The 19,216-nt window shown below is 45.3% G+C and carries 13 protein-coding genes; 3 read left to right on the forward strand and 10 right to left on the reverse strand.

Annotated elements, in window-relative coordinates; all coding sequences use genetic code 11:
- Positions 1 to 893 precede the first annotated feature (893 nt).
- The 4 genes from QUB52_RS18690 to QUB52_RS18705 all read right to left on the reverse strand — a co-directional run bounded on the left by QUB52_RS18690 (position 894) and on the right by QUB52_RS18705 (position 5,728).
- Positions 894 to 1,475, reverse strand: coding sequence for a shikimate kinase (locus tag QUB52_RS18690; protein ID WP_332969415.1), 582 nt, complete (start codon positions 1,473 to 1,475; stop codon positions 894 to 896).
- A gap of 22 nt (positions 1,476 to 1,497) precedes the next feature.
- Entirely contained in the window at positions 1,498 to 2,370 is an 873-nt protein-coding gene (locus QUB52_RS18695) for a LapA family protein (protein ID WP_332974347.1), read from the reverse strand.
- Between the two features lie 79 nt (positions 2,371 to 2,449).
- Positions 2,450 to 3,076 (reverse strand): flavin prenyltransferase UbiX, encoded by a 627-nt coding sequence (locus QUB52_RS18700; RefSeq protein WP_332974349.1) that lies wholly within the window; start codon positions 3,074 to 3,076, stop codon positions 2,450 to 2,452.
- Between the two features lie 288 nt (positions 3,077 to 3,364).
- Entirely contained in the window at positions 3,365 to 5,728 is a 2,364-nt protein-coding gene (locus QUB52_RS18705) for a ribonuclease R family protein (RefSeq protein ID WP_332969417.1), read from the reverse strand.
- An 882-nt stretch (positions 5,729 to 6,610) separates the two neighbouring features.
- Here QUB52_RS18705 and QUB52_RS18710 point away from each other — a divergent pair.
- Positions 6,611 to 7,594, forward strand: coding sequence for a hypothetical protein (locus QUB52_RS18710; protein WP_332974351.1), 984 nt, complete (start codon positions 6,611 to 6,613; stop codon positions 7,592 to 7,594).
- 271 nt (positions 7,595 to 7,865) lie between these two features.
- Here QUB52_RS18710 and clpP read toward each other — a convergent pair whose 3' ends face one another.
- Positions 7,866 to 8,477, reverse strand: coding sequence for an ATP-dependent Clp endopeptidase proteolytic subunit ClpP (gene clpP, locus QUB52_RS18715; RefSeq protein ID WP_265238472.1), 612 nt, complete (start codon positions 8,475 to 8,477; stop codon positions 7,866 to 7,868).
- A 72-nt stretch (positions 8,478 to 8,549) separates the two neighbouring features.
- Here clpP and QUB52_RS18720 point away from each other — a divergent pair, with 72 nt between their 5' ends.
- Positions 8,550 to 8,741 carry a hypothetical protein gene (locus QUB52_RS18720; protein WP_332974369.1) on the forward strand — a complete coding sequence of 64 codons (192 nt, stop codon included), beginning with the start codon at positions 8,550 to 8,552 and terminating at the stop codon, positions 8,739 to 8,741.
- On the opposite strand, the gene QUB52_RS18725 is transcribed toward QUB52_RS18720, so the two are convergent.
- The 5 genes from QUB52_RS18725 to QUB52_RS18745 form a co-directional block, all read right to left on the reverse strand.
- Positions 8,680 to 8,898, reverse strand: a complete 219-nt coding sequence (locus QUB52_RS18725; protein ID WP_332969407.1) for a DUF433 domain-containing protein — start codon at positions 8,896 to 8,898, stop codon at positions 8,680 to 8,682. The two genes, QUB52_RS18720 and QUB52_RS18725, sit on opposite strands and share 62 nt — an antisense overlap.
- A gap of 41 nt (positions 8,899 to 8,939) precedes the next feature.
- A complete protein-coding gene (locus QUB52_RS18730; protein WP_332969405.1) occupies positions 8,940 to 9,269 on the reverse strand; it encodes a hypothetical protein in 330 nt (109 codons plus the stop codon).
- 155 nt (positions 9,270 to 9,424) lie between these two features.
- A complete protein-coding gene (locus QUB52_RS18735) occupies positions 9,425 to 10,558 on the reverse strand; it encodes an acyltransferase family protein (protein ID WP_332974352.1) in 1,134 nt (377 codons plus the stop codon).
- A 193-nt stretch (positions 10,559 to 10,751) separates the two neighbouring features.
- A complete protein-coding gene (locus QUB52_RS18740; RefSeq protein WP_265238481.1) occupies positions 10,752 to 12,164 on the reverse strand; it encodes an adenylate/guanylate cyclase domain-containing protein in 1,413 nt (470 codons plus the stop codon).
- Between the two features lie 52 nt (positions 12,165 to 12,216).
- The gene (locus QUB52_RS18745; RefSeq protein WP_332974354.1) at positions 12,217 to 17,730 is read right to left on the reverse strand and encodes a trifunctional serine/threonine-protein kinase/ATP-binding protein/sensor histidine kinase; all 5,514 of its coding nucleotides are present in this window, start codon (positions 17,728 to 17,730) and stop codon (positions 12,217 to 12,219) included.
- A gap of 345 nt (positions 17,731 to 18,075) precedes the next feature.
- Here QUB52_RS18745 and QUB52_RS18750 point away from each other — a divergent pair, with 345 nt between their 5' ends.
- Complete coding sequence (locus tag QUB52_RS18750) at positions 18,076 to 18,957, forward strand: Cof-type HAD-IIB family hydrolase (protein WP_332969402.1); 882 nt, start codon at positions 18,076 to 18,078, stop codon at positions 18,955 to 18,957.
- Positions 18,958 to 19,216 lie beyond the last annotated feature (259 nt).

The following is a 19,216-nucleotide window of genomic DNA, read 5'->3' on the forward strand; positions in this document are numbered from 1 at the left end:
ATAAAATAATTTGTTCGCCTCGTCATCCACCCGTCATCGGTCAAAACATAGTTTTGAATTGGTTGACAGGTGGAATCCTCGTCTCACCGCGTCTTTCATCCCACACTAATCGAAGCGATATAATGTGGGGATTCCCGTCTGTTTAGCTAAAAACGGACGTGGAGGACGGAGTAAGACCGCATCTAATGTGGCATCTTCCAGCGAAGCGTCAACCCACCAATTCCCTAAACAACTTTCTTTGTTTGGGTAGATTGGAATCCCCCTGATTCATCAGTGGGGAGGATGTCAAGAAAATGTTATTGCCAAACGCGCGCAAGTGTAGCAGCCAAAAACTCGATCGCAATAAAAAAGCAGCTTTAGCGAGCTGCTCGTCAGAATTGCATGAGGTATTGTTTTTAGAATAGGACAGGTAGAATTCGATCGCCCTTGGGTTACATTTTTTGATACGGGAGAGTTGATGAATGAATGGACGATCGCAAAATCGTCACATAGCAAGATAGCATCGATGCTAAATTTTCCGACAATGAGGTTAGCGTTTAACTGTCCTTGCGCCCTACAGCCCGACCGCGGTGGGGCCATTTTATTTTTTGGCACAAATCAATAGCCGACTGTAACCCATCAGATGAGTGTGCCATCAGTTTTTGCACAAAGTCTCCCATCGCCACATCTTCACACCTAATAAAACTTACGCACCCCGTCGATTCAAACCCGGTTGATTCCCAAACATTCGGCGGTTAAACGGACACACTCAGGCATAAATCAGTATTTTTACGGAATTCAAAAGTCCTCAAAAACCTGTTACTTTCCCAGAAACCTGGTTTCTGAGCGTATCCATTGATATCAGGCCCGGTTTCTGATTTGATCTGGCAACCGGGCCGACGTTGAGGATGTTCTTAATTGCTTTCTTCTTCCTTCTTCCCTTTTCCTTCTTCCCTCTTCCTTCTTCCTTCTTCTAGAACTTTTTTGATTTCCTCGATCGCCCGACGCGCCACTTCTTCAGGCCTTTCGCCTCCTGAAATGCCAACTCGGACATCTGCTTGAGTGTAGAAACGCTCTCGTTCGCTCAAAAGGTTTTGCAGCTTAGATTTGAGGTCGCCTTCCCGCAGCAGGGGACGAGTGCTGTCCGATCGCAGTCGATCGCACAATTGGTCTACAGGCACATCCAGCCAAACCACGATACCGTAATGTAAATAACCCCAATTTGTCGATCGGGCAACAATACCACCGCCCGTAGCAACCACCGAATTTTGATAAGCAGACAATTCACCGAGCACTTTAGTTTCTAATTCCCGAAAAACCTCTTCCCCTTCGCGATCGAAAATATCAGCAATTGACTGATTAGCAACCCGCACAATTAGTTCATCAGTATCAAAAAAACGGTATTTTAACTCCCTTGCCAAAATCCTCCCCACCGTGGTTTTTCCCACACCCATCATCCCGACGAGATAGATATTAACTCCCCTCAACAAATCCACCACCAAATCCTCCGATATTTTGCTATTTTTTCAGGTCAATCGGCCCACCACTGGGGCGTGAGTCGTCTTCAAATACATCATCTTCATCCAATCCCCAATCATCCTCTGTTTCTGCACTAGGATTTTGGGGTACTTCATCACCGGAGTTAGGTATGGGATCTTGGGGGGGAACCAGCACCCGATACTCCGCATCGTAAACAGACTCAGTTTGTCCCACCCCAGACTGGCTGGGATCTCGATAGCCATAAGAGTATACCGAGCCAGCCCAAGACTTGCTTTTGGGTTCTTGTTTAGTTTCGTAAGCCGTCGGATTTGCCGCTGGAACATCATTTACCTGCGGTCGATCGGGCAAATCGCGATCGTCCCTACCCCAATCGTCATCGCTGCCACCAGAGCCGGATTTTGAGCCATCAGAAACCCAATCATCCTCATCGTCTGCCGCTTGAATAGTTGTCGGTTGAGTGTAATTCCTTGCAGCCGGAGGGTTTGGAGTTTCTTGCTGGAACGTCTGCGGAGTGTAGCCTGCCGGTGTCCCGTACTCAGTTCGATAGGAAGTTTGGCTATTTTCCATCTCAAAATCTGGGTCAATCTCTTGTTTTCTCGGAGGCGGAGGCGGCGCGTAAGCTGTTCTTCTATCTCCTGAGACAGTATCACGGCTGCGACTATTGCGATCGGTGCGATCTCGTGTTTGAGATAGGTAATTTGAGAAGGAGAGCAAAGCAGAAATCAACAAAGATGTGACAACTCCCGTCCCCATGCTGAGCAAAATCCAGATAGATAAGGGTAAAGCGGGCGATCGAATTCCCAAAAATACCAGCGATAATGCCGGCTCCACATTTTGCAGGGCAAAAATAGTTAGCCCTACCACAATCACTAGCAAAAATACAGCGCGCATATCAAATTTTAATAGGTAATTGGTAATCGGTAATTGATAATTAACTAATGACTAATGACTAATGACTAATGACTAATGACTAATGACTCTTTTCTTCTTCCTTCCAGCGTTTGAGAGGAACGCAATCAATCCCCAACTGGTCTAAAGCGCGAGCCACCACAAAGTCTACCAAATCTTCAATAGTTTGAGGATTGTGATACCAAGCGGGAATCGCTGGCACAATTCTAGCTCCAGCTTCTGCTAAAGTGGTCAAATTCCGCAGGTGAATCAAACTAAAAGGAGTTTCTCTAGGTACAAGTACCAATTTTCTCCCTTCCTTAAGCTGAACGTCGGCCGCTCTTTCGAGCAAATCCGAGCTCAATCCCGCGGCTAACTTGCCTAGTGTACTCATGCTACAGGGAATAATGATCATTCCTTGGGTGCGAAAGGAGCCGCTAGCAATATTAGCACCAACATCTTGCCACGGATGGCAGCGAAGTTTACCAGAATTGGGTACTCCTGCTTTTTCCCGCCAGAATTCTTCTTGCAGAGTCGGTTCTGCGGGCATTCGGATGTTCTGTTCGCTTTGCCAAACCATGTAGGTAGATTTTGATGCTACCAGTTCGACGGCGCGATCGGCTTCCAATAGATATTTTAATGTTCGCACGGCGTAAATTAATCCCGATGCTCCAGTCACTCCTACAATTAGCGGGTAGTTATTTGTCATTATTTTTAAGCAATAAGTACGAGAAAAAAAGTAAGTAGAAATTGAGAATAAGTAAGAAGAAACAATATCATATTGAACCGATATTCGGGACTGGTTTAAATGTCTTTCTGGACGCAGTGCAGTGTCCAGAAAGAGATGAAACCTACGCAAATTTTCGAGCTGTTGATCATTAGTCATTAGTCATTGGTTATAGTTTAAATAACTAATGACTACTGACTAGCCTTCGACAAGCAAGCGGACAACTGTCAACTGTCAACTGCCAACTGTCAACTGTCAACTGTCAACTGACTATTCCTCATCATCAAAAGCTTGACTACCGCCACCAACAGCAACTAAATCAATTTGCTGGCGATAGTAGTCAACGCTCTTAACTTGAACTTCCACCCGATCGCCCAAACGGTACTGATTGCGGTTTTTGCGACCTACGAGAGTTTGCTGGCGCGATCGATATTCATACCAATCATCCTTCAGCGAAGAAACGTGCACCAATCCTTCAACTCGCAGAAGTTCGCTCTCCGGCGGCCGCACCTCAATTTCCACAAAGAAACCGTAAGACTGCACCCCTGTAATCAAACCCTGGAAAGTTTGACCAGTGCGCTCTTTCATCAATCCCGTTTTCTTCAATCCCTGCAAATCGCTTTCGGCATCTTCAGCAACCCTTTCGCGTTCCGTCAGATGTACCACCCCCGCTGCAAACTCTGTCTCAAACTCATGGTGCAAGTCTGGGGGGAGGACATTCCAAGTAATTTGACCGTGACAGGAGGAATGATGCAAGTCAACTTTTTCCTTAGCGCGAGTTGTGCGGCTGCTGCGCCCTTGCTCGAACACAGCCTGCAACACCCGCAGCACCAGCAAATCGGCGTAGCGAGAAAGCGGCGAAGTGCAGCGCGTGTAACCCTCTGACAGTCCCAAACCGAAGTGTGGCTTGGGAGTTGTGCTGTAAACAGCGGGTTTCATCGTGTCTTCCAGCAGGTAGGTGAGAACTCTTTCGGACTTGAGGCCGGCAAACTGCTGGGTAAATCGCTGAAAGTCAAAGGGCAGAACTTCTTCTTCGCTTTCGAGATAGAGTTCGCCGCCGAGGTTGTTGGAGAGTTTGATGAACTCTTGAATGTCTGCCGGGTCTGGCATCGGTTGGACGCGGTAGATTGCTGGGACTCCCAAGGCTTGCAGGTGGGTGGCGACAGCTTGGTTGGCGAGTACGACTAACTCGGAGACAGCCGACTGCGGGGCGGGAGCTGTTGCAAAAGCTCCTAATTCGCCTTCGTCGTCGAAGTGAGAGTTAGCGTCTGGCAAATTTAGTTCAAAAGCTCCCCGCTTGAGTCTCGCCTGTCTGGCAGCCTGTGAGGCGGCTAAAATTTGATCTAGGAAAGGACGGAGGGCTGAGGATAAAGCGTGATCTTCGGCATCGGAGTCTGGTTCGAGAATTGCTTGAGCGTCCTGGTAGCTGAGCTGGTAGTCAATGTGAATGACGCTGGTTTGAATTTCGTATTCTAGGAGTTCTCCTGATTCGTCTAGGGTGAGCAGTATGCTGAAGGCCAGCCGTTCGGTGTCTAGCAGCAGGGAGCAACGATCGTTGAGGATTTCTGGGAGTACGGCGATGATTTTTTCTCCCAGATGCGCGCAGGTTCCTCGTTTGCGGGCTTCGCGGTCGATCGGGGTTTCGGGCTGCACGTACTCGGCTGCGTCGGTGATGTGGATTCCGACTTGCCAGCCGCCGGACTTCAGGCTTTCGATCGACAAAGCGCGTTCTATTGGCGGATCGGAGAGGAATGAGGTGGGGTCAAACTCGTTTTCGGCTTCGTCTGAGAAACTTTCCTGCTGAGTTTGAGGGGCATCATTTTCGTTGGTTTCGCCCGGTTCATTTTTGCTGAAGGTAACAGTCAGGATGTTACGCAAATCTAACCGTTTTTTGATGTCGGTTTTTTTGAGTTTGCTGGGCAAGTTTTCGGCTGCTTTGATGACGGCGGCGGGGAAGGATCGCGGCAAGTCGTGTTTGCAGCATACGATGTCGAGGTCGTCTGCGGCTTCGGCGTCGGAACCGAGTACCTGTACTACTTTGCCGACTGGGCGATGGGTTCCGAGGGGATAGCGTTTGACTTCGACGTGTACTAAATGGTCGATCGCCTCTTGCAGATTTGTACCATTTGCCAGCAAGTCTAGTTCAAACAACAGGCGATCGTCCAGGGGAATTGCTCTGTAGCTGACGCGGCCAGTCGGGGTGGCGGTTTGCTTGACTCGCGCCAGTACCGAGGGGTTGGCGCGTTCGAGAATCAGCATGACTTCGCCTTCGGGCGATCGACGACGGCTACCTTCTTTGATAATTTTGACTAAAACTCGATCGCCATTCCAAGCAGTCGAGAGGTGACTTTCCCGCACATAAACGTCTTCTGAGCCTTCGGCATCTTGAATTGCAAAGCAAAATCCTTTGCTCGAACAACGCAGTTTTGCTTCTACTACGTCCTCTTCAGCTACTCGACGATAGCGGCCTTTGTCTTTGACTAATATGCCAATTTTCTCTAGAGCTTCTAATGCGATTTGAAGTTTGAGTTGACTGGTAGCGTCATTGCAATCGAGTTTTTTCTCTAATGCTTTGGGAGCCACTAATTTGTCTTCTGTAAAATTTGCCAGCAGTGCAGCGATAGAAAATTCCATGTAGCGATTGATCCTCTTTTTTCCAGCAATTAGTCTAATTTTGGCGAAATCAGCCGCACCCTCTCTTGCCCTCGTAGTGCCTGCTTCCCAACAAATGCGCGGGTTAGTAGGTGGAGATGCCAGCACAGTCGGTGCTACCCGTGCGCGGGGATTTTTTCAGATTTCCCCCCCACATTGGCACTCGCTAATTGTCTGCTGTCTGTCTGCGAATGACAGATGATGGTGCAGACAAATACCCCATACCCTATTCCCCAATACAATTTTTTAGCGTTGGTTCCTTTGCTTTTCGCTTGCAGCGCCGAGATCTTCGCGAAGTAGAAAGCCCCTGTCGGTTCTTAAAAGATGACTCGATGCTGAAAGCGACGGGTTGAGTCCTGGATCGGGAGATGGAGAGATGCAGAGGGAGAAAATTTGCATTTGAGCCTCCTGCCTTTTTCCTTCTGCCTTTTTCCTGCTTTCTTCTTCTTTTTGAAGTGCCTCTTTCCTTTTGCTAAAGCCAAAGATTTTACCGGCGATTAGTCAAAATTGCTACTAGCTCGCCGCTGCGATGCCCCTGTTTTTGCAAGCGCTCTGCCCTTACGGACGGAGGTGCAATTCAGGGTAGGGAGCAATCTGTGCTGTAGAAAGTGCAAGGTACACAAAACCGGAGACTTTTACTACTTTTGCCTAGTTGCTGTGTCATCTCCTATAGGTAGAAATGACGCCCGGTGCTTGTTAGCTTAAACCGCCGGATGTGGGATAGGGTTTAGTCGCGTGAAAGGTTGCGCGGATGATTCACCTTACATTTATTGTATGTTGAATAGGTGCTTTCAGAAAAATGTTTTCTCTGGGTTGTACTAAACTTAAGTCATCAGCCCCTTTTGGTTTCGGGGTAAAAAAATTATGTTTGCTGAATTTCGCGCCCTTTATCCCACTGGACAGTTAATCTGTGAGTTGCTGACTATTCATCACGGTAAGTTTGTGGTTCGCTGTCTGGTTCAGGTTGACGGCAAAACTCTCGCTACTGGTATGTCGGCTGCTGAGTCTGTTGAGGATGCTGAAGACCGCGCCCGATCGCGATCGATCGCTGTCCTCGCATTTACTGCTCCGGCTCCGGCTCCGGTTGCTGCTGTTCCCGTTGCTCCGGCTCCGGCTCCGGTTGCTGCTGTTCCCGTTCCGGCTCCGGCTCCGGCTCCGGCTCCGGTTGCTGCTGTTCCCGTTCCGGCTCCGGCTCCCGTTCCCCCAGCCCTTGCTCCTCTTCCTGTTTTAGAAATGCCTGTTGCCGACCCAATTGCTGTACCACATCAAAGCAATTTTGTCAATACTGAAGCGAACTTAAATCAAGAGCCGATCGCACCTGTACCGGAACCGCTGCCACCTACTATCGATCTGCCTCCGGCTGCTGAATTTGTACCGAAGCAGATAGACTCGGACGCTTGGCTGTCTTCCAGCTACGGCGAACCGCTTCCAGAACTGGAAGTGCCGAATACTAGCCAAAGCGAACTGTCGCAGGGTGCGGCCGAAGTCCGGGAATTGCAACCGATCGCGGTGGGAATTCCCAGCGATGCGATCGAGGATGATTCTGATACGATCGCCCAAATAGACGCAATCCTCAAACGCCAGCGATGGAATAAAAAAACGGAAACCGACTGTCTCGAACAACTTTATGGCAAATCGTCCCAGAGAGAACTTTCTAGCGAACAGTTAGCAGATTTTCTAGAATATCTAGAAATCTACAGCAGAACCACCGAAGAAATCAAGAGATTGGGTTGGACTGCCAACCAAGGAAAAGATTATCTCAAACAAGGTTATGGCAAAGAAGCACGACATTTCTTAAAGCAAGAAGAATTGCTCGACTTCCTGCAATATCTCGAATCTTTACCCTAGGAATTCAGCAACTCAGAAGAAAACCTGGCGGTTGAAACCGCGTCTATAAAAACAAAACCCGCCTCCGCGGGTTGAATATTGGATGGTAAAAATTGCGTTATTCTCTTTACACCGCGGAGGCGGACATCGTTTGTGTAGTTTGAGTTCTAACTCGCACCCAGGGGCGCTTCGCCACATACGAGTTAGAACTCAAAAGTGGTTTCAACCGCCATCTGATCCTAAAAATCAAAAATGAAGAATATTTCTCCATTTTTGATTTTTAACATTCAATTTACGCGACGACAGCGGCGATCGGGCGGCTAGCAGAAGGACGGCGATCGATCACTTGATCGACTAAACCGTAGTCCTTTGCTTCTTCAGCGGACATGAAGAAATCCCGTTCAGTATCTTCTTCAATCCGGGAAAGCGGCTGGCCGGTATGATCTGCCAAAAATCCATTCAGGCGGCGTTTGTGATACAAAATCTCTTTGGCCTGAATTTCAATATCGGTAGCTTGTCCTTGAGCTCCGCCCAGAGGTTGGTGGATCATAATCCGGGAGTGAGGCAAACTCATCCGCTTGCCTTTAGCGCCGGCACTCAACAGAAAAGCGCCCATGCTGGCGGCTAAACCGAGACAAATAGTGCAAATGTCGGGGCGGATGTGGTTCATTGTGTCAAAAATCCCCATACCTGCTGTTACCGAACCCCCTGGGGAGTTGATATAGAGGTAAATGTCTTTTTCGGGGTCTTCGGCATCTAAAAATAGCAATTGGGCAACGATCAGGTTGGCTAAGTCGGAGTCAACCTGTTGGCCCAAGAAGACGATGCGATCGCGCAGGAGTCGCGAGTAAATGTCAAAGGCGCGTTCGCCGCGACCGGATTGTTCTATAACTGTTGGGATCATTGACGCCAGCCTACCTATTTACGTATCTTTTTTTTATTTTAGCGATTTGGGCTCATTTATAGTTAGGGTGCGGTGGCGGGCGATCGACAAATCTGCAAAATCCTTGAGTTTGGGCGGGGTTGGGCTGTTAATTTGGGGGAAATGTGTCGGGCGGGCGATCGGATTGCCGATCAAAGGGCGATCGATCTTGAGGAACCGGACATCAATCAATGTGATGTGGCGATCGTATCATTGCAAGAAGTGCGATCGCTCGATCGCGACTGACACTAGGGAAATGGTCGAGAAACTCATTCAGCGAATCACCAGCTTCGAGATAATCTAGCAAAGTCTTCATCGGGACGCGAGTGCCGATAAAGACAGGAGTTCCCCCTAGAATGTCGGGGTCGCTATGAACGATCGGTATAGGTATTGTGGGGTTCATGATAGCTTACGTATTTTGTGCCATAACCAAGCTGATGATATCTATGCAGTTTCTCGATCGCGCTGAAGCAAGTCTTGATACAAAGACTCTGCTACACCCTTATACGCTTTGTCGAGTTCGTCGTGTTGAACTGCTCGAAAAAGAGTAAAAATAGCTTGCCCAAAAATTGGGTCTTCGTCAACCGCCAAAACCACTCTCAGTTTTTGAGAAATTCGTAGCGTATAAAGCGAAGACTCGTAACCATTCAGGTCTGACGATAGCGGGAGACGACGCAGCTTTCGATACACATTAGATTTTTGAGTAGGAAAAAGGCTGGCACAATAATTAATTTTTTGAATTACTGTGGCTTTCTCATCTTCATTTAGCAGCACAATATCTTTCTCAAATTCTCTTGTTGACTCAATTAGAATATACACGTTAAAAACCGTAAAATAATTTAGATATATTATACTGAAAACAGCTTTTGACTGTCAAGTTTCCTTCCTCATCACTTGCCAACAAACCTACTTGTTAAACAAGCCATAATTTAAATTTTAATCTCCCAACCTCTGCGATACATTCCATACAAAACCAACCACCAACACAATACCGCCGTCACCGCAAATGCCAGAGAACCATTGAGCGGCCCCGCCCACGGTACAAACCAGTTTTCATAAATCCAACTGTAGGTATTTGGAGCAGTTTTACCACTACCAATATGAGTTTTTAACAAAATTCTGGCGACAATACCAGAAGCAACAAACAAAAAAATTGCATTCAATCCCATGATTTCAAACGGCCACCCCCATTTCCACTTTCGCACTTCTATTGTTTCATAGCAAGCTGCTAACAATAGCAACGCCCAACCTGCGGTAAAAACTACATAGGAACTCGTCCAGAGTTGTTTGTTGATGGGAAAGGAAAATCCCCACAAATGACCGATTATTAAACAACAAAAGCCGCATATTACTAAATTTAAACTGGTGCGGGTTTTGATTGGCTGTACGCGCAGCCACTCTCCTGTAAAATAGCCGATCAGCACTGTCACGCTTGCTGGTAATGTGCTCAACAATCCTTCGGGATCGAAGGGGCCGCCTTTGTACAGGTGTTGGCTACCGAGTATTAGCCGATCGACATATCCACCTAAATATCCTTCCGGCGTGAGTTCGTAGGCGCTGTACCCCCCTACAGCAAATACGAGCAATGCGCCCCAGTAGCCCAAAAGCACCGCCACAGCGAGCAGTTTTTGATGGCGGGGGGAAAGGTTGAGAATCGCGATCGCACTAATCAAATACGCCAAACCGATGCGCTGCAATACTCCCATGATGCGGATTTTACCGAAGTTTTCCACTGGGGCGCTGTTGAGAAGTACGTCAAGGGCGATCGAAGATGTATTTAGCAGCAATCCTAATCCAAACAAAATCCCCGCGCGGCGCGCAATTCGCCAGTAGATATTTTTTTCTATTTTTGTAGTAGTTTGAGTATATTTTGACAGGGAGAAAGACATCGCGCAGCCCACGATGAACAGGAAAAACGGAAATACCAAGTCTGTCGGCGTGCAACCGTGCCATTCTGCGTGATCTAGCGGCGGATACACCTGTTTCCAACTGCCGGGGTTGTTGACTAGAATCATCGAGGCGATCGCAATTCCGCGAAAAACATCAAGAGATTTTAAGCGCATAAATTAGTCAGTAGTCAGTAGTCAGTAGTCAGTAGTCAGTAGTCAGCAGTCAGTAGTCAGTAGTCAGTAGTCAGTAGTCAGTAGTCATTAGTCATTGGTAGCCACTCACAACACAACAGCCAACAGCCAACAGCCAACAATGCCCAATGCCCAATGCCCAATGCCCAATGCCCAATGCCCAATGCCCAATGCCCTATATCTCTATTCCTTCTAAAGTCATAATGACAGCATTCTTCATCAACATATCGCAGCGATCGGCATAAAAAGATGCAGCCTTATCATACTTGTTAACTTGCAAGACGCGCAGAAACATTTGCCTTGCTTGCGCGAATTGCTGCTGGTAGTGAAAAAAAATCCCCTGTTCAAAATCAGTTTGGGTTTGCCCTTTGAGCTCGATCATAATATCCGAGTCGCCGTCATAAATTTCAAAAACAGCAACCGGCGTTTGTTTCCCTTTTACTTGAACGCGATCGAGAAATCGGCACTTATAATGTTGGGGGTCGTCAATCCGGCACAAAGTCTGAACGCTAGCAACAATACCAACTCCGTAAAGCTTTGTCAATCCTTCGACCCTAGAGGCTAAATTTACAGCATCAGAAATTACCGTACTTTCCATCCGTTCCGCTTCGCCAATAGTACCCAACATTAAAGTTCCTGTGTGCAAACCAATCCCGATCGAAATAGGTTGATAGCCGCTATTTTGTCTATGTTTATTATAGATTTTAACTTGCTGCTGCATCTCAATTGCTGCTTGCACGGCATCTTCAGCACAGTTAGGAAACAAAGCCATAATCCCGTCACCAATGTATTTATCTATAAAACCATTGTACTGTCGGATCACTGGGCCAACTCGGCTCAAGTAAGAGTTGAGAAATTCAAAATTTTCTCGCGGAGACATACTTTCTGACAGACTGGTAAACGAACGAATATCAGCAAACATAATCGTCATTTCTGCCTGTACAGAGTCTCCCAATCTGGCATCAACAATACTTTCAATTTTAAGAAATTTTAAAAATTCGCGGGGGACAAATCGAGCATAAGCTATGGCAATTTTTTCAAGTTCGCTTTTGCTGGCTTCGATTTGAGTCAGAGAGCGAAATGCTCTCAGTGCTGTTACTACCGTGGTAAATAACTTTTTGTTTGTCAGTTCTGTTTTAGTTTTGTAATCGTTAATATCGTAGCTGACAATTACTACATCTTCTGGGACTTGTCCCGGCTGTCCAGTGCGTAAAATAATCCGCACTATCTTATTGTCTAAAATATCGCGGATGTATTTTACTACTTCCAATCCTGCCTCTTCTGTTTCCATAACTACATCCAGTAAAATCAATGCTATATCTGGATGGGCTTGAATCATTTCCTTGGCTTCTTTGCCGGAAAAAGCGCTGACAAATGTGATCAGTTTGTTTTCAAATATAAAATCATTTAAGGCAAGTTTTGTAATATTATGGATTTCTATTTCATCATCTACAATTAAGATTTTCCAACTGCCTGCGATCGGCTTTTTTTCCGCCTCGTCTTCTTCGGCAAATATTAATTCATCGTCGCCCGCCGCGATTAATTCGTCATCGCCCGCAGCGAACAGAGTTTTATTGGCTTCTGACATTTATCGTTCTCCTAAATTAAATTAAATTATATTAATGCTGGCAGTATAATAACTAATTGCTAATTTTAGCGGGAAATTCAATCATAAACTTTGTGCCTTTCTCTACTTGACTTTCGCAGTTAATTGTGCCTTTTAGTTTTTGCGTGACCAGGTTGTAAATAATGTGCAGTCCCAATCCTGTGCCGCCCTGACCTCTTTTGGTGGTAAAAAACGGTTCAAAAATTTTACTGAGATTTTCTGGGGTAATTCCTTTGCCGTTATCGGTATATTCAAAGATTAGCCGATCGCCCTCCAGCTCGATCTCAAAAGCCATAATGCCCTCATCTTCTCCATCGTAAGCGTGAATTAGGGAATTCAACACCAGATTTGTCACAATTTGACACAGCACGCCCGGATAACTGTCCAGTACAATATTTTCATCGCACTTAATCTCTACTTTGTGCTTAGTTCTTCTTAGTTTGGCACTTAAGGATGTCAAAATCTCCTCTAGATAATTTTTCACATTAAACGTGCGTTTTAACTCGCTCGACTGATCTACAGCCACTTCTTTAAAACTGTGAATCAAGTCAGCCGCCCGCGTGAGGTTGGATAAGATCATATTACTGCTTTGCAGAGTCGTATCCAGGAATTTTTCTAACTCAGATCGTTTAATTTGACCCTTGCTGTAAAGATCAAAAAATTTTGTGACTTTTTCAGACAGCAGCGAGGCGGCGGTGATACCAATGCCGATGGGAGTATTGATTTCGTGAGCAACACCTGCAACCAACCCTCCGAGAGCCGCCATTTTTTCCGATTCAACCAGTTTATTTTGGGCAGATTTTAGGTCTTCTAAAGTTTGGGAAAGCTCGGAAGTACGCTGCTGTACTAACATTTCGAGATTTTGATTAAATTGCTGCAAATTGGTGTAAAGTTGGGCGTTTTCGATCGAAATAGAAATTTGAGAAGATAGCAGTTTTAATAGTTCTAACCTGTCTGGCGTAAAAGCGCCTGTAGTTAGATTGTTTTCTAAATATAAAATGCCGTTGAGTTTGCCTTGATGGATTAACGGAGTGCAAAGAATTGATTTAGGTTGAACGGCAATTATATAGGGTGCGCGAGTGAATTGTCCTTCGCTGGAGGCATCATTTAAAACAATACTTTCCTGGGTGCGGGCGACGTAGTTGACGACTGCAACTGCCAACAGCGTTACTTGTCGATTCTCTTCTACAAAATCAATGGGAATTGATTGCATGACAGAAACGCGATCAGCATCCACATATCCTGATGCTTCAATCACCCATTTGCCAGATTTTTCTAGTATCAAAAAACCTCTTTGCCCTCCAGCATTTTCAATCACAATTTTCATCAGTTTTGCCAGCAGTTTGTCTAGAACTATTTCACCGGCCAAAGTTTGCGATGCTTTGACTGCTGTTGTCAAGTCTAGCACGCCTGCACTGTCGCTCGTAGTGCAAGCGCTGCTAGTAGATTTGTGAATTTCGATATTAGTTGAAATCGAGGCTGAAGTTAGTAAGTTCGAGTATTTTGATTCTAAATGCGCTGCTTTCGCTTTCGCTCCCCAGCATTGATAGCAATAACGCGCTTCTGTCAAGTAAGTTTTAGCAATTTTTGCTCGTCCTATGGATAGATAAAATGCTCCTGCTAGTTCTGCTGCGAGTGCTTGTACCTGTATGTATCCGTTTTCTTCTGCTCCTTCAATTGCGAAGTCGTAATATTCCATTGCTTTGACAATATTGCCCAAAATTCGTGCTTTTTCTGCAACAATTAAATCGCATTTATGCTGAAGATTCATCGGCGCAGAAAGCGCTTTTTTTTGCAGTTTTTTTAGGTTAGTGGTTGCACAAAAAAGATGCCCTTCTTGTTCCTCCTTTGTTGCAGATGGATATGCTGCGAGTCGGGCTAGAGCATCGTAAAAATGGTATTCAGGAACATTGATAAAGCCTACAACTCCGTCTAAATAAACTTCGGCTTGCGCTGCATTCTCTAGCGCTAGATCGACATTACCAAATAAATAAGCTATTATTAATTTTTGCAAATAAAAGTGCTGGAGACCCACCCGATCGTTAATTTTCAACAGCAGCGGCAATAATATTTCTTCGCTGTAAGCTTTACCTAACAAAATGTCTGGGATTTCCATTTTTCCCATCAATTGCCAAACTGTTTGCCGATATATTTGATTCCAAGTCAATACCGTTTCTTGCTTGAGTTGAAACAGCAAATGATTGTAATTTGCCATTTTTAGTTCTAGCTGTGACAATTCTTGACCGATGAAATACAATGACTGACAAATATTTACAGCAGCATATCCAACCGATTCTAAATCACCATTTTCTAGGGCGCTTTGATAGGCTTCTTCTAACAGCGGTAAAGTATCTTTAACATGATGCTTGCCGTGCATTAAAATAAAGGCAACTAAATTAAGCGTCTTGCTTTTGAATTCTAAAGCATTTAGTCGATCGATCAAATTCAAGGCTAATTGACCAAATCGCTCGCCAGATTCAACATCTCTAACTATTCCTTTTAAAATTGCTCCGTAATTAGCATAACCGAAGGCAGAAAAAGCAGAATTTCCGTAGTTGATAGATAAATTAACTTGCTCGCAGACAATCAGCGGCAGCAGCACTGGTTCAACTATCAACGTAGCTGATAACATACTGGAAAGCACGCGCATAGTTGCCAATTTACGCGGATTGGTCATCATCGGCAAGTCTATTAAATCTTCTATCTTTTTTCCGGTTAAATAAGCTGTGGTTTTCGTAAGTGCTTGCTGAATGTGGAGGGGAATAGGCGATTCTGGAAAGTTTATTTCTAACATTGTGAGTGCTTCCCGACCAATTGTTACCGCTTCTTGCAGTTTGGTTTGCATCGCACAAGCTGTGATTCTGATTTCAAAAACTTTGATTTTGTCTAGTTCATTGGTGGCGTGTTCCAGGACAATTTCTGCCCATTTTTCCATTTGTTCAAAATCGGTATTGAGGTAAGCTGCTTCGGCGGCTGACTCGTAGAGTGCAAGAGTCAAGTCGTAGTCGGTTTGCCAACTTTGCATGGGAAGCAATTCAATACCTGCGGTTAAATATTTAACGGCAAGTTCGTAAGCTGCACTGGCTTTTGCTTTGCGGCCTGCAATTAAATTTAATTGGCATAATTGAAATTTTTCTAATTCACTGTTGATAATTCTTCTGGCTGCATTTAGTTGGTTTACTGTATCAAAAACATGGTCTTCTAATTGCTCTGGAGGCGCGTTTTCTAGCAGAAATCTACCGATGTTTAGATGAGTTTCTTGTTTCTTAGATTCGGATGTTAAAGCGTAAGCTGCTTGCTGAACTCGTTCGTGCAAAAATTTATAAGTCGCCCTAGCAGCATCAGCAACTGGTAGGGAAAATTCATCTGTAAAGTGTCTAGATATTTGGTCTGTTACTTCTGTGCTTGCTGCTAGTGCGATCGGAATTTTGTAAGCGTTATTCACTGGCAAAATTAGACCGGACTGAAGTGCTTCCCAGAGGTCTGTTGCTGCGGAAGCCAGAGGTTGTTCGCTGATTTTGGAGAGAATTCCTAAATCAAATTTGTTGCCTATACAAGCGGCTAATTTGAGCAGCTCTTGCGTATTTCCTGAAAGTTTCTGAATGTTGTCTATCATTAATTCTACAACATTGTCAGTTATTCCTATTTCTTGTATTTGGTCGATATCCCACTGCCACTCGCCTGTAATTTTGCAGTTTTTCACAACTGGATAGGCATTGTTTTGGGTCAAGTCAGAAATGTTAGTTTCTGCTCCACAGATAGAATTGTGGGCAGGTGCAAATTTAAATTTTAGCAATTTTTTTGAGTAAAGAGACTTCAGTAATTGAGTTAAAAAAAATGGATTTCCTCCTGTTTTTTGAAACAGCAATTCTGCTAAAGTTAGCGAATTTTCTGGGGCGCAGTTTAGAGTATCTGCAACGAATTGATTGACGCTGTTAATATCTAAAGGCGAAAGTTCGATCGCACTTACAGTCCCTCCTGCTTTGCTAATTGCTGCCGCCGTCAGCATTACGGGATGATTTGTATCTACTTCCTGTTTTCGATAGGCTCCAATGATTAACAAGTATTGACTTTCTAAATCAGTTGCTAACAGTTGGATTAATTTGAGTGATGCTGAGTCTATCCACTGCAAGTCATCGAGGAAAATTACCAGCGGGTGTGCTTTTTGGGTAAAGATGCGGATGAAGTTTTGAAATACTAAATTAAAGCGATTTTGAGATTCATTTGCTCCTAAATCTGGGACTGGGGGCTGCGGCCCGACAATTAGTTCTACTTCTGGAATAACTTCAATAATTACTTGGCAATTGCCGCCGAGAGCATTTAAGATTTTTTGTCTCCAAACTTGGACTTGGGCGGCAGTTTCTGTGAGGATTGGCCGCAACAAGTCTTGAAAAGCTTGGAGCAAAAAAGCGTAGGGAATATCGCGCTTAAATTGCTCAAATTTGCTGTCAATAAAATACCCGTTTTCCCGCATGATGGGTTGGTAAATTTCATAGACGAGCGACGATTTGCCCAAACCGGCAGAACCGGAAATGAGCAGGATTTCTGTATTCCCCCGCTTCATGCGATCGAATTTACTTAGTAGCAGATTAACTTCGGCTTCTCGCCCGTAAAGTTTTTGGGAAATTTGCAGGTGACTCGATCGATCTTGCTCGCCGATGGTGATGTGAGAAATTTCGCCGGTTGTTTGGAGTTGAGCGAGACAATTTTCTAAATCGTACAAAAGTCCGAAAGCACTTTGATACCTGTCTTCGGCGGTTTTTGCTAATAGTTTCATCACGATATCGGAAACGGCTTGAGGAATCTCCTCGCTTTCTGTTTGATTGATTCTGGCTTTGACTTTCTGCTTTCTATTTTCGCCAGGAGAAACGGGTATTTTAGCAATATGGCAGTGGACTAATTCCATCGGATCTGTGGCATTAAAAGGCAATTCGCCGCAGAGCATTTCATAAAATGTGACGCCTAAAGAATAAAAATCTGTGCGGTAGTCGATCGCCCGATTCATGCGTCCCGTTTGCTCAGGAGACATATAGGCGAAGGTTCCTTCGAGTAAATGGGGATAGCTGAGGGCTGGGTTTTCGCCTGGTAGCAGGGAGGCGATCGCAAAATCAGCAATTTTGACATCCCCCGTTTGAATATTGACAATAATATTACTGGGTTTAATATCTTTGTGGATGATGTGGTGTTCGTGGAGTTGTCCGATAGTTTCCGCTAGTTTTCTGCCAATTTGCAGAAATTGTTGTAACTCTAGCTGGTTGTTGTTGAGAAATTGTTTTAGGGAAATGCCGCCAAAATCTTCTAAAATTAAAACAGGAAAGTGATTGTATTTTTCGAGTTTATAAAGCTTGACTATTCCTGGCAAATTCAAATTTTTAAGGATTTCGGATTCGTGCAGGAGTTGGGCTATTTGCGCTGGGGTAGGGTAGGTTGGCGTGAGAGTTTTGAGGATAACGGGTTTTTGTTCATCAAGCTGTATTCCTCGATAAATAACTGTGTGAGGGTTTGTATAAAGTTCTGTGTCAATGCGGTATCCTGGAATGGTAATCATGCTGTTTTGAGAATGACTTGAAAGGTACAGTTATTAAGTAAGTGGAAATAAAAAATGCAGGTTGAGGGCGATTTTTACGGCAGTAAACTGGCTGCTATTATGGATATTAAGTAAGTGGTTACAAATAAACATTAGATGGGAAGGGCGGGTTTTGTAGCAGTCTAGTCGCTTGTATCTTGTGATATTAGCCGGCACTCGCCCCTACAGGCTCATCCTCAATACTTTTTTGGCGTTGACTGAGTTATCTATATTGTATTCAAAAAATCAAAAGCTGCATTTTGCTATCCCGGCAGTGGCAAAATAAACTGGTGCGTGCAAATCAACAGGTAAAATCTTAAAACAATCATGCAGAATATAACTGCCTCAAATCCAGCTACTGCGACCGATCGCCCTTGTGGCACCGCAGAGATTAAACTACTGGTACTGGATATCGACGGCACGATCGCAGGTTTGTCCAATGAGATCCGAGAACCAGTCAAGCAGGCAATTTTAGCAGCCCAGTCGCGGGGCGTGAAAGTGGCTGTGGCTACGGGCAGGATGTACCAGTCGGCTTTGCGTTTTCATCGCGACATCGGCTCAACTTTGCCGCTGATTTGCTACCAGGGCGCGTGGATTCAAGACATGGCGACTCAAAAGCGGCTGCGTCACTTGCCGCTGTCGAAACAAAGGGCTTTGCAACTGTTAGAGCATTTTGAAGCACCGGAATTACGATCGCTCCTGTCGATCCATTTCTACATTGACGACAAACTTTATGTGCCGGAAATTACCACAGCTACCCGACTTTATGCGGAACGATCGGGCATTGAACCAATTGTGATTAAAGATTTGCGGCGAGATATTCCGGGGGAACCGACGAAAGTCTTGGCTTTGTGCCAGAATCCGGAGGTACTAGACGGGTTACTGATCAGTATGCGGGAGCGATACACACCTGCGGAGCTTTATTTAACTCGCTCGGTTGCTACTTTTTTTGAAGCGACGCATCCTTCGGCGAATAAGGGAGATGCGGTGCAGTATTTGGCGGAGGAACTTTTGGGTTTGCAGGCCGCGAATGTGATGGCGATCGGCGATAATTTTAACGATCTAGAAATGATTGCTTACGCGGGTGTGGGCGTGGCGATGGGGAATGCTCCTGATGGCGTGAAGGCTGTTGCTAATTGGGTGGCGCCGGATGTGGAGGAAGATGGAGTGGCGTTGGCGATCGAACAATTTGTTTTGGGCGATCGTTGATCTTGCTTGTAGAACAGGCATCTTGCCTGTGATCAATTGTAGAACAGCCATCTTGCCTGTGATCAATTGTAGAACAGGCATCTTGCCTGTGATCTGCTCTCCATTGATATCAGAATTGTGGAACAGGCATCTTGCCTGTTATCTCGCGCCACAGTATAATTCAGATTTTAAAAATGCCTTTCCACAGAAAAAGCACCGACGACTGGCCGTGTTTCGTCTCGGTGCTTTCTCTGGTTCGCTCCTCACACGTCCATCAATA

The organism is Microcoleus sp. A6-C6, from assembly GCF_036705955.1.
GTDB lineage: Bacteria > Cyanobacteriota > Cyanobacteriia > Cyanobacteriales > Microcoleaceae > Microcoleus.

What these genes read in the sequence shown, in the direction of transcription:
- QUB52_RS18750 (WP_332969402.1), top strand. Translation starts at nt 18,076, where the DNA reads ATGCAGAATATAACTGCCTCAAATCCAGCTACTGCGACCGATCGCCCT.
- QUB52_RS18725 (WP_332969407.1), bottom strand. Translation starts at nt 8,898, where the DNA reads ATGAACCCCACAATACCTATACCGATCGTTCATAGCGACCCCGACATT.
- QUB52_RS18700 (WP_332974349.1), bottom strand. Translation starts at nt 3,076, where the DNA reads ATGACAAATAACTACCCGCTAATTGTAGGAGTGACTGGAGCATCGGGA.
- QUB52_RS18740 (WP_265238481.1), bottom strand. Translation starts at nt 12,164, where the DNA reads ATGTCAGAAGCCAATAAAACTCTGTTCGCTGCGGGCGATGACGAATTA.
- clpP (WP_265238472.1), bottom strand. Translation starts at nt 8,477, where the DNA reads ATGATCCCAACAGTTATAGAACAATCCGGTCGCGGCGAACGCGCCTTT.
- QUB52_RS18705 (WP_332969417.1), bottom strand. Translation starts at nt 5,728, where the DNA reads ATGGAATTTTCTATCGCTGCACTGCTGGCAAATTTTACAGAAGACAAA.
- QUB52_RS18710 (WP_332974351.1), top strand. Translation starts at nt 6,611, where the DNA reads ATGTTTGCTGAATTTCGCGCCCTTTATCCCACTGGACAGTTAATCTGT.
- QUB52_RS18745 (WP_332974354.1), bottom strand. Translation starts at nt 17,730, where the DNA reads ATGATTACCATTCCAGGATACCGCATTGACACAGAACTTTATACAAAC.
- QUB52_RS18735 (WP_332974352.1), bottom strand. Translation starts at nt 10,558, where the DNA reads ATGCGCTTAAAATCTCTTGATGTTTTTCGCGGAATTGCGATCGCCTCG.
- QUB52_RS18695 (WP_332974347.1), bottom strand. Translation starts at nt 2,370, where the DNA reads ATGCGCGCTGTATTTTTGCTAGTGATTGTGGTAGGGCTAACTATTTTT.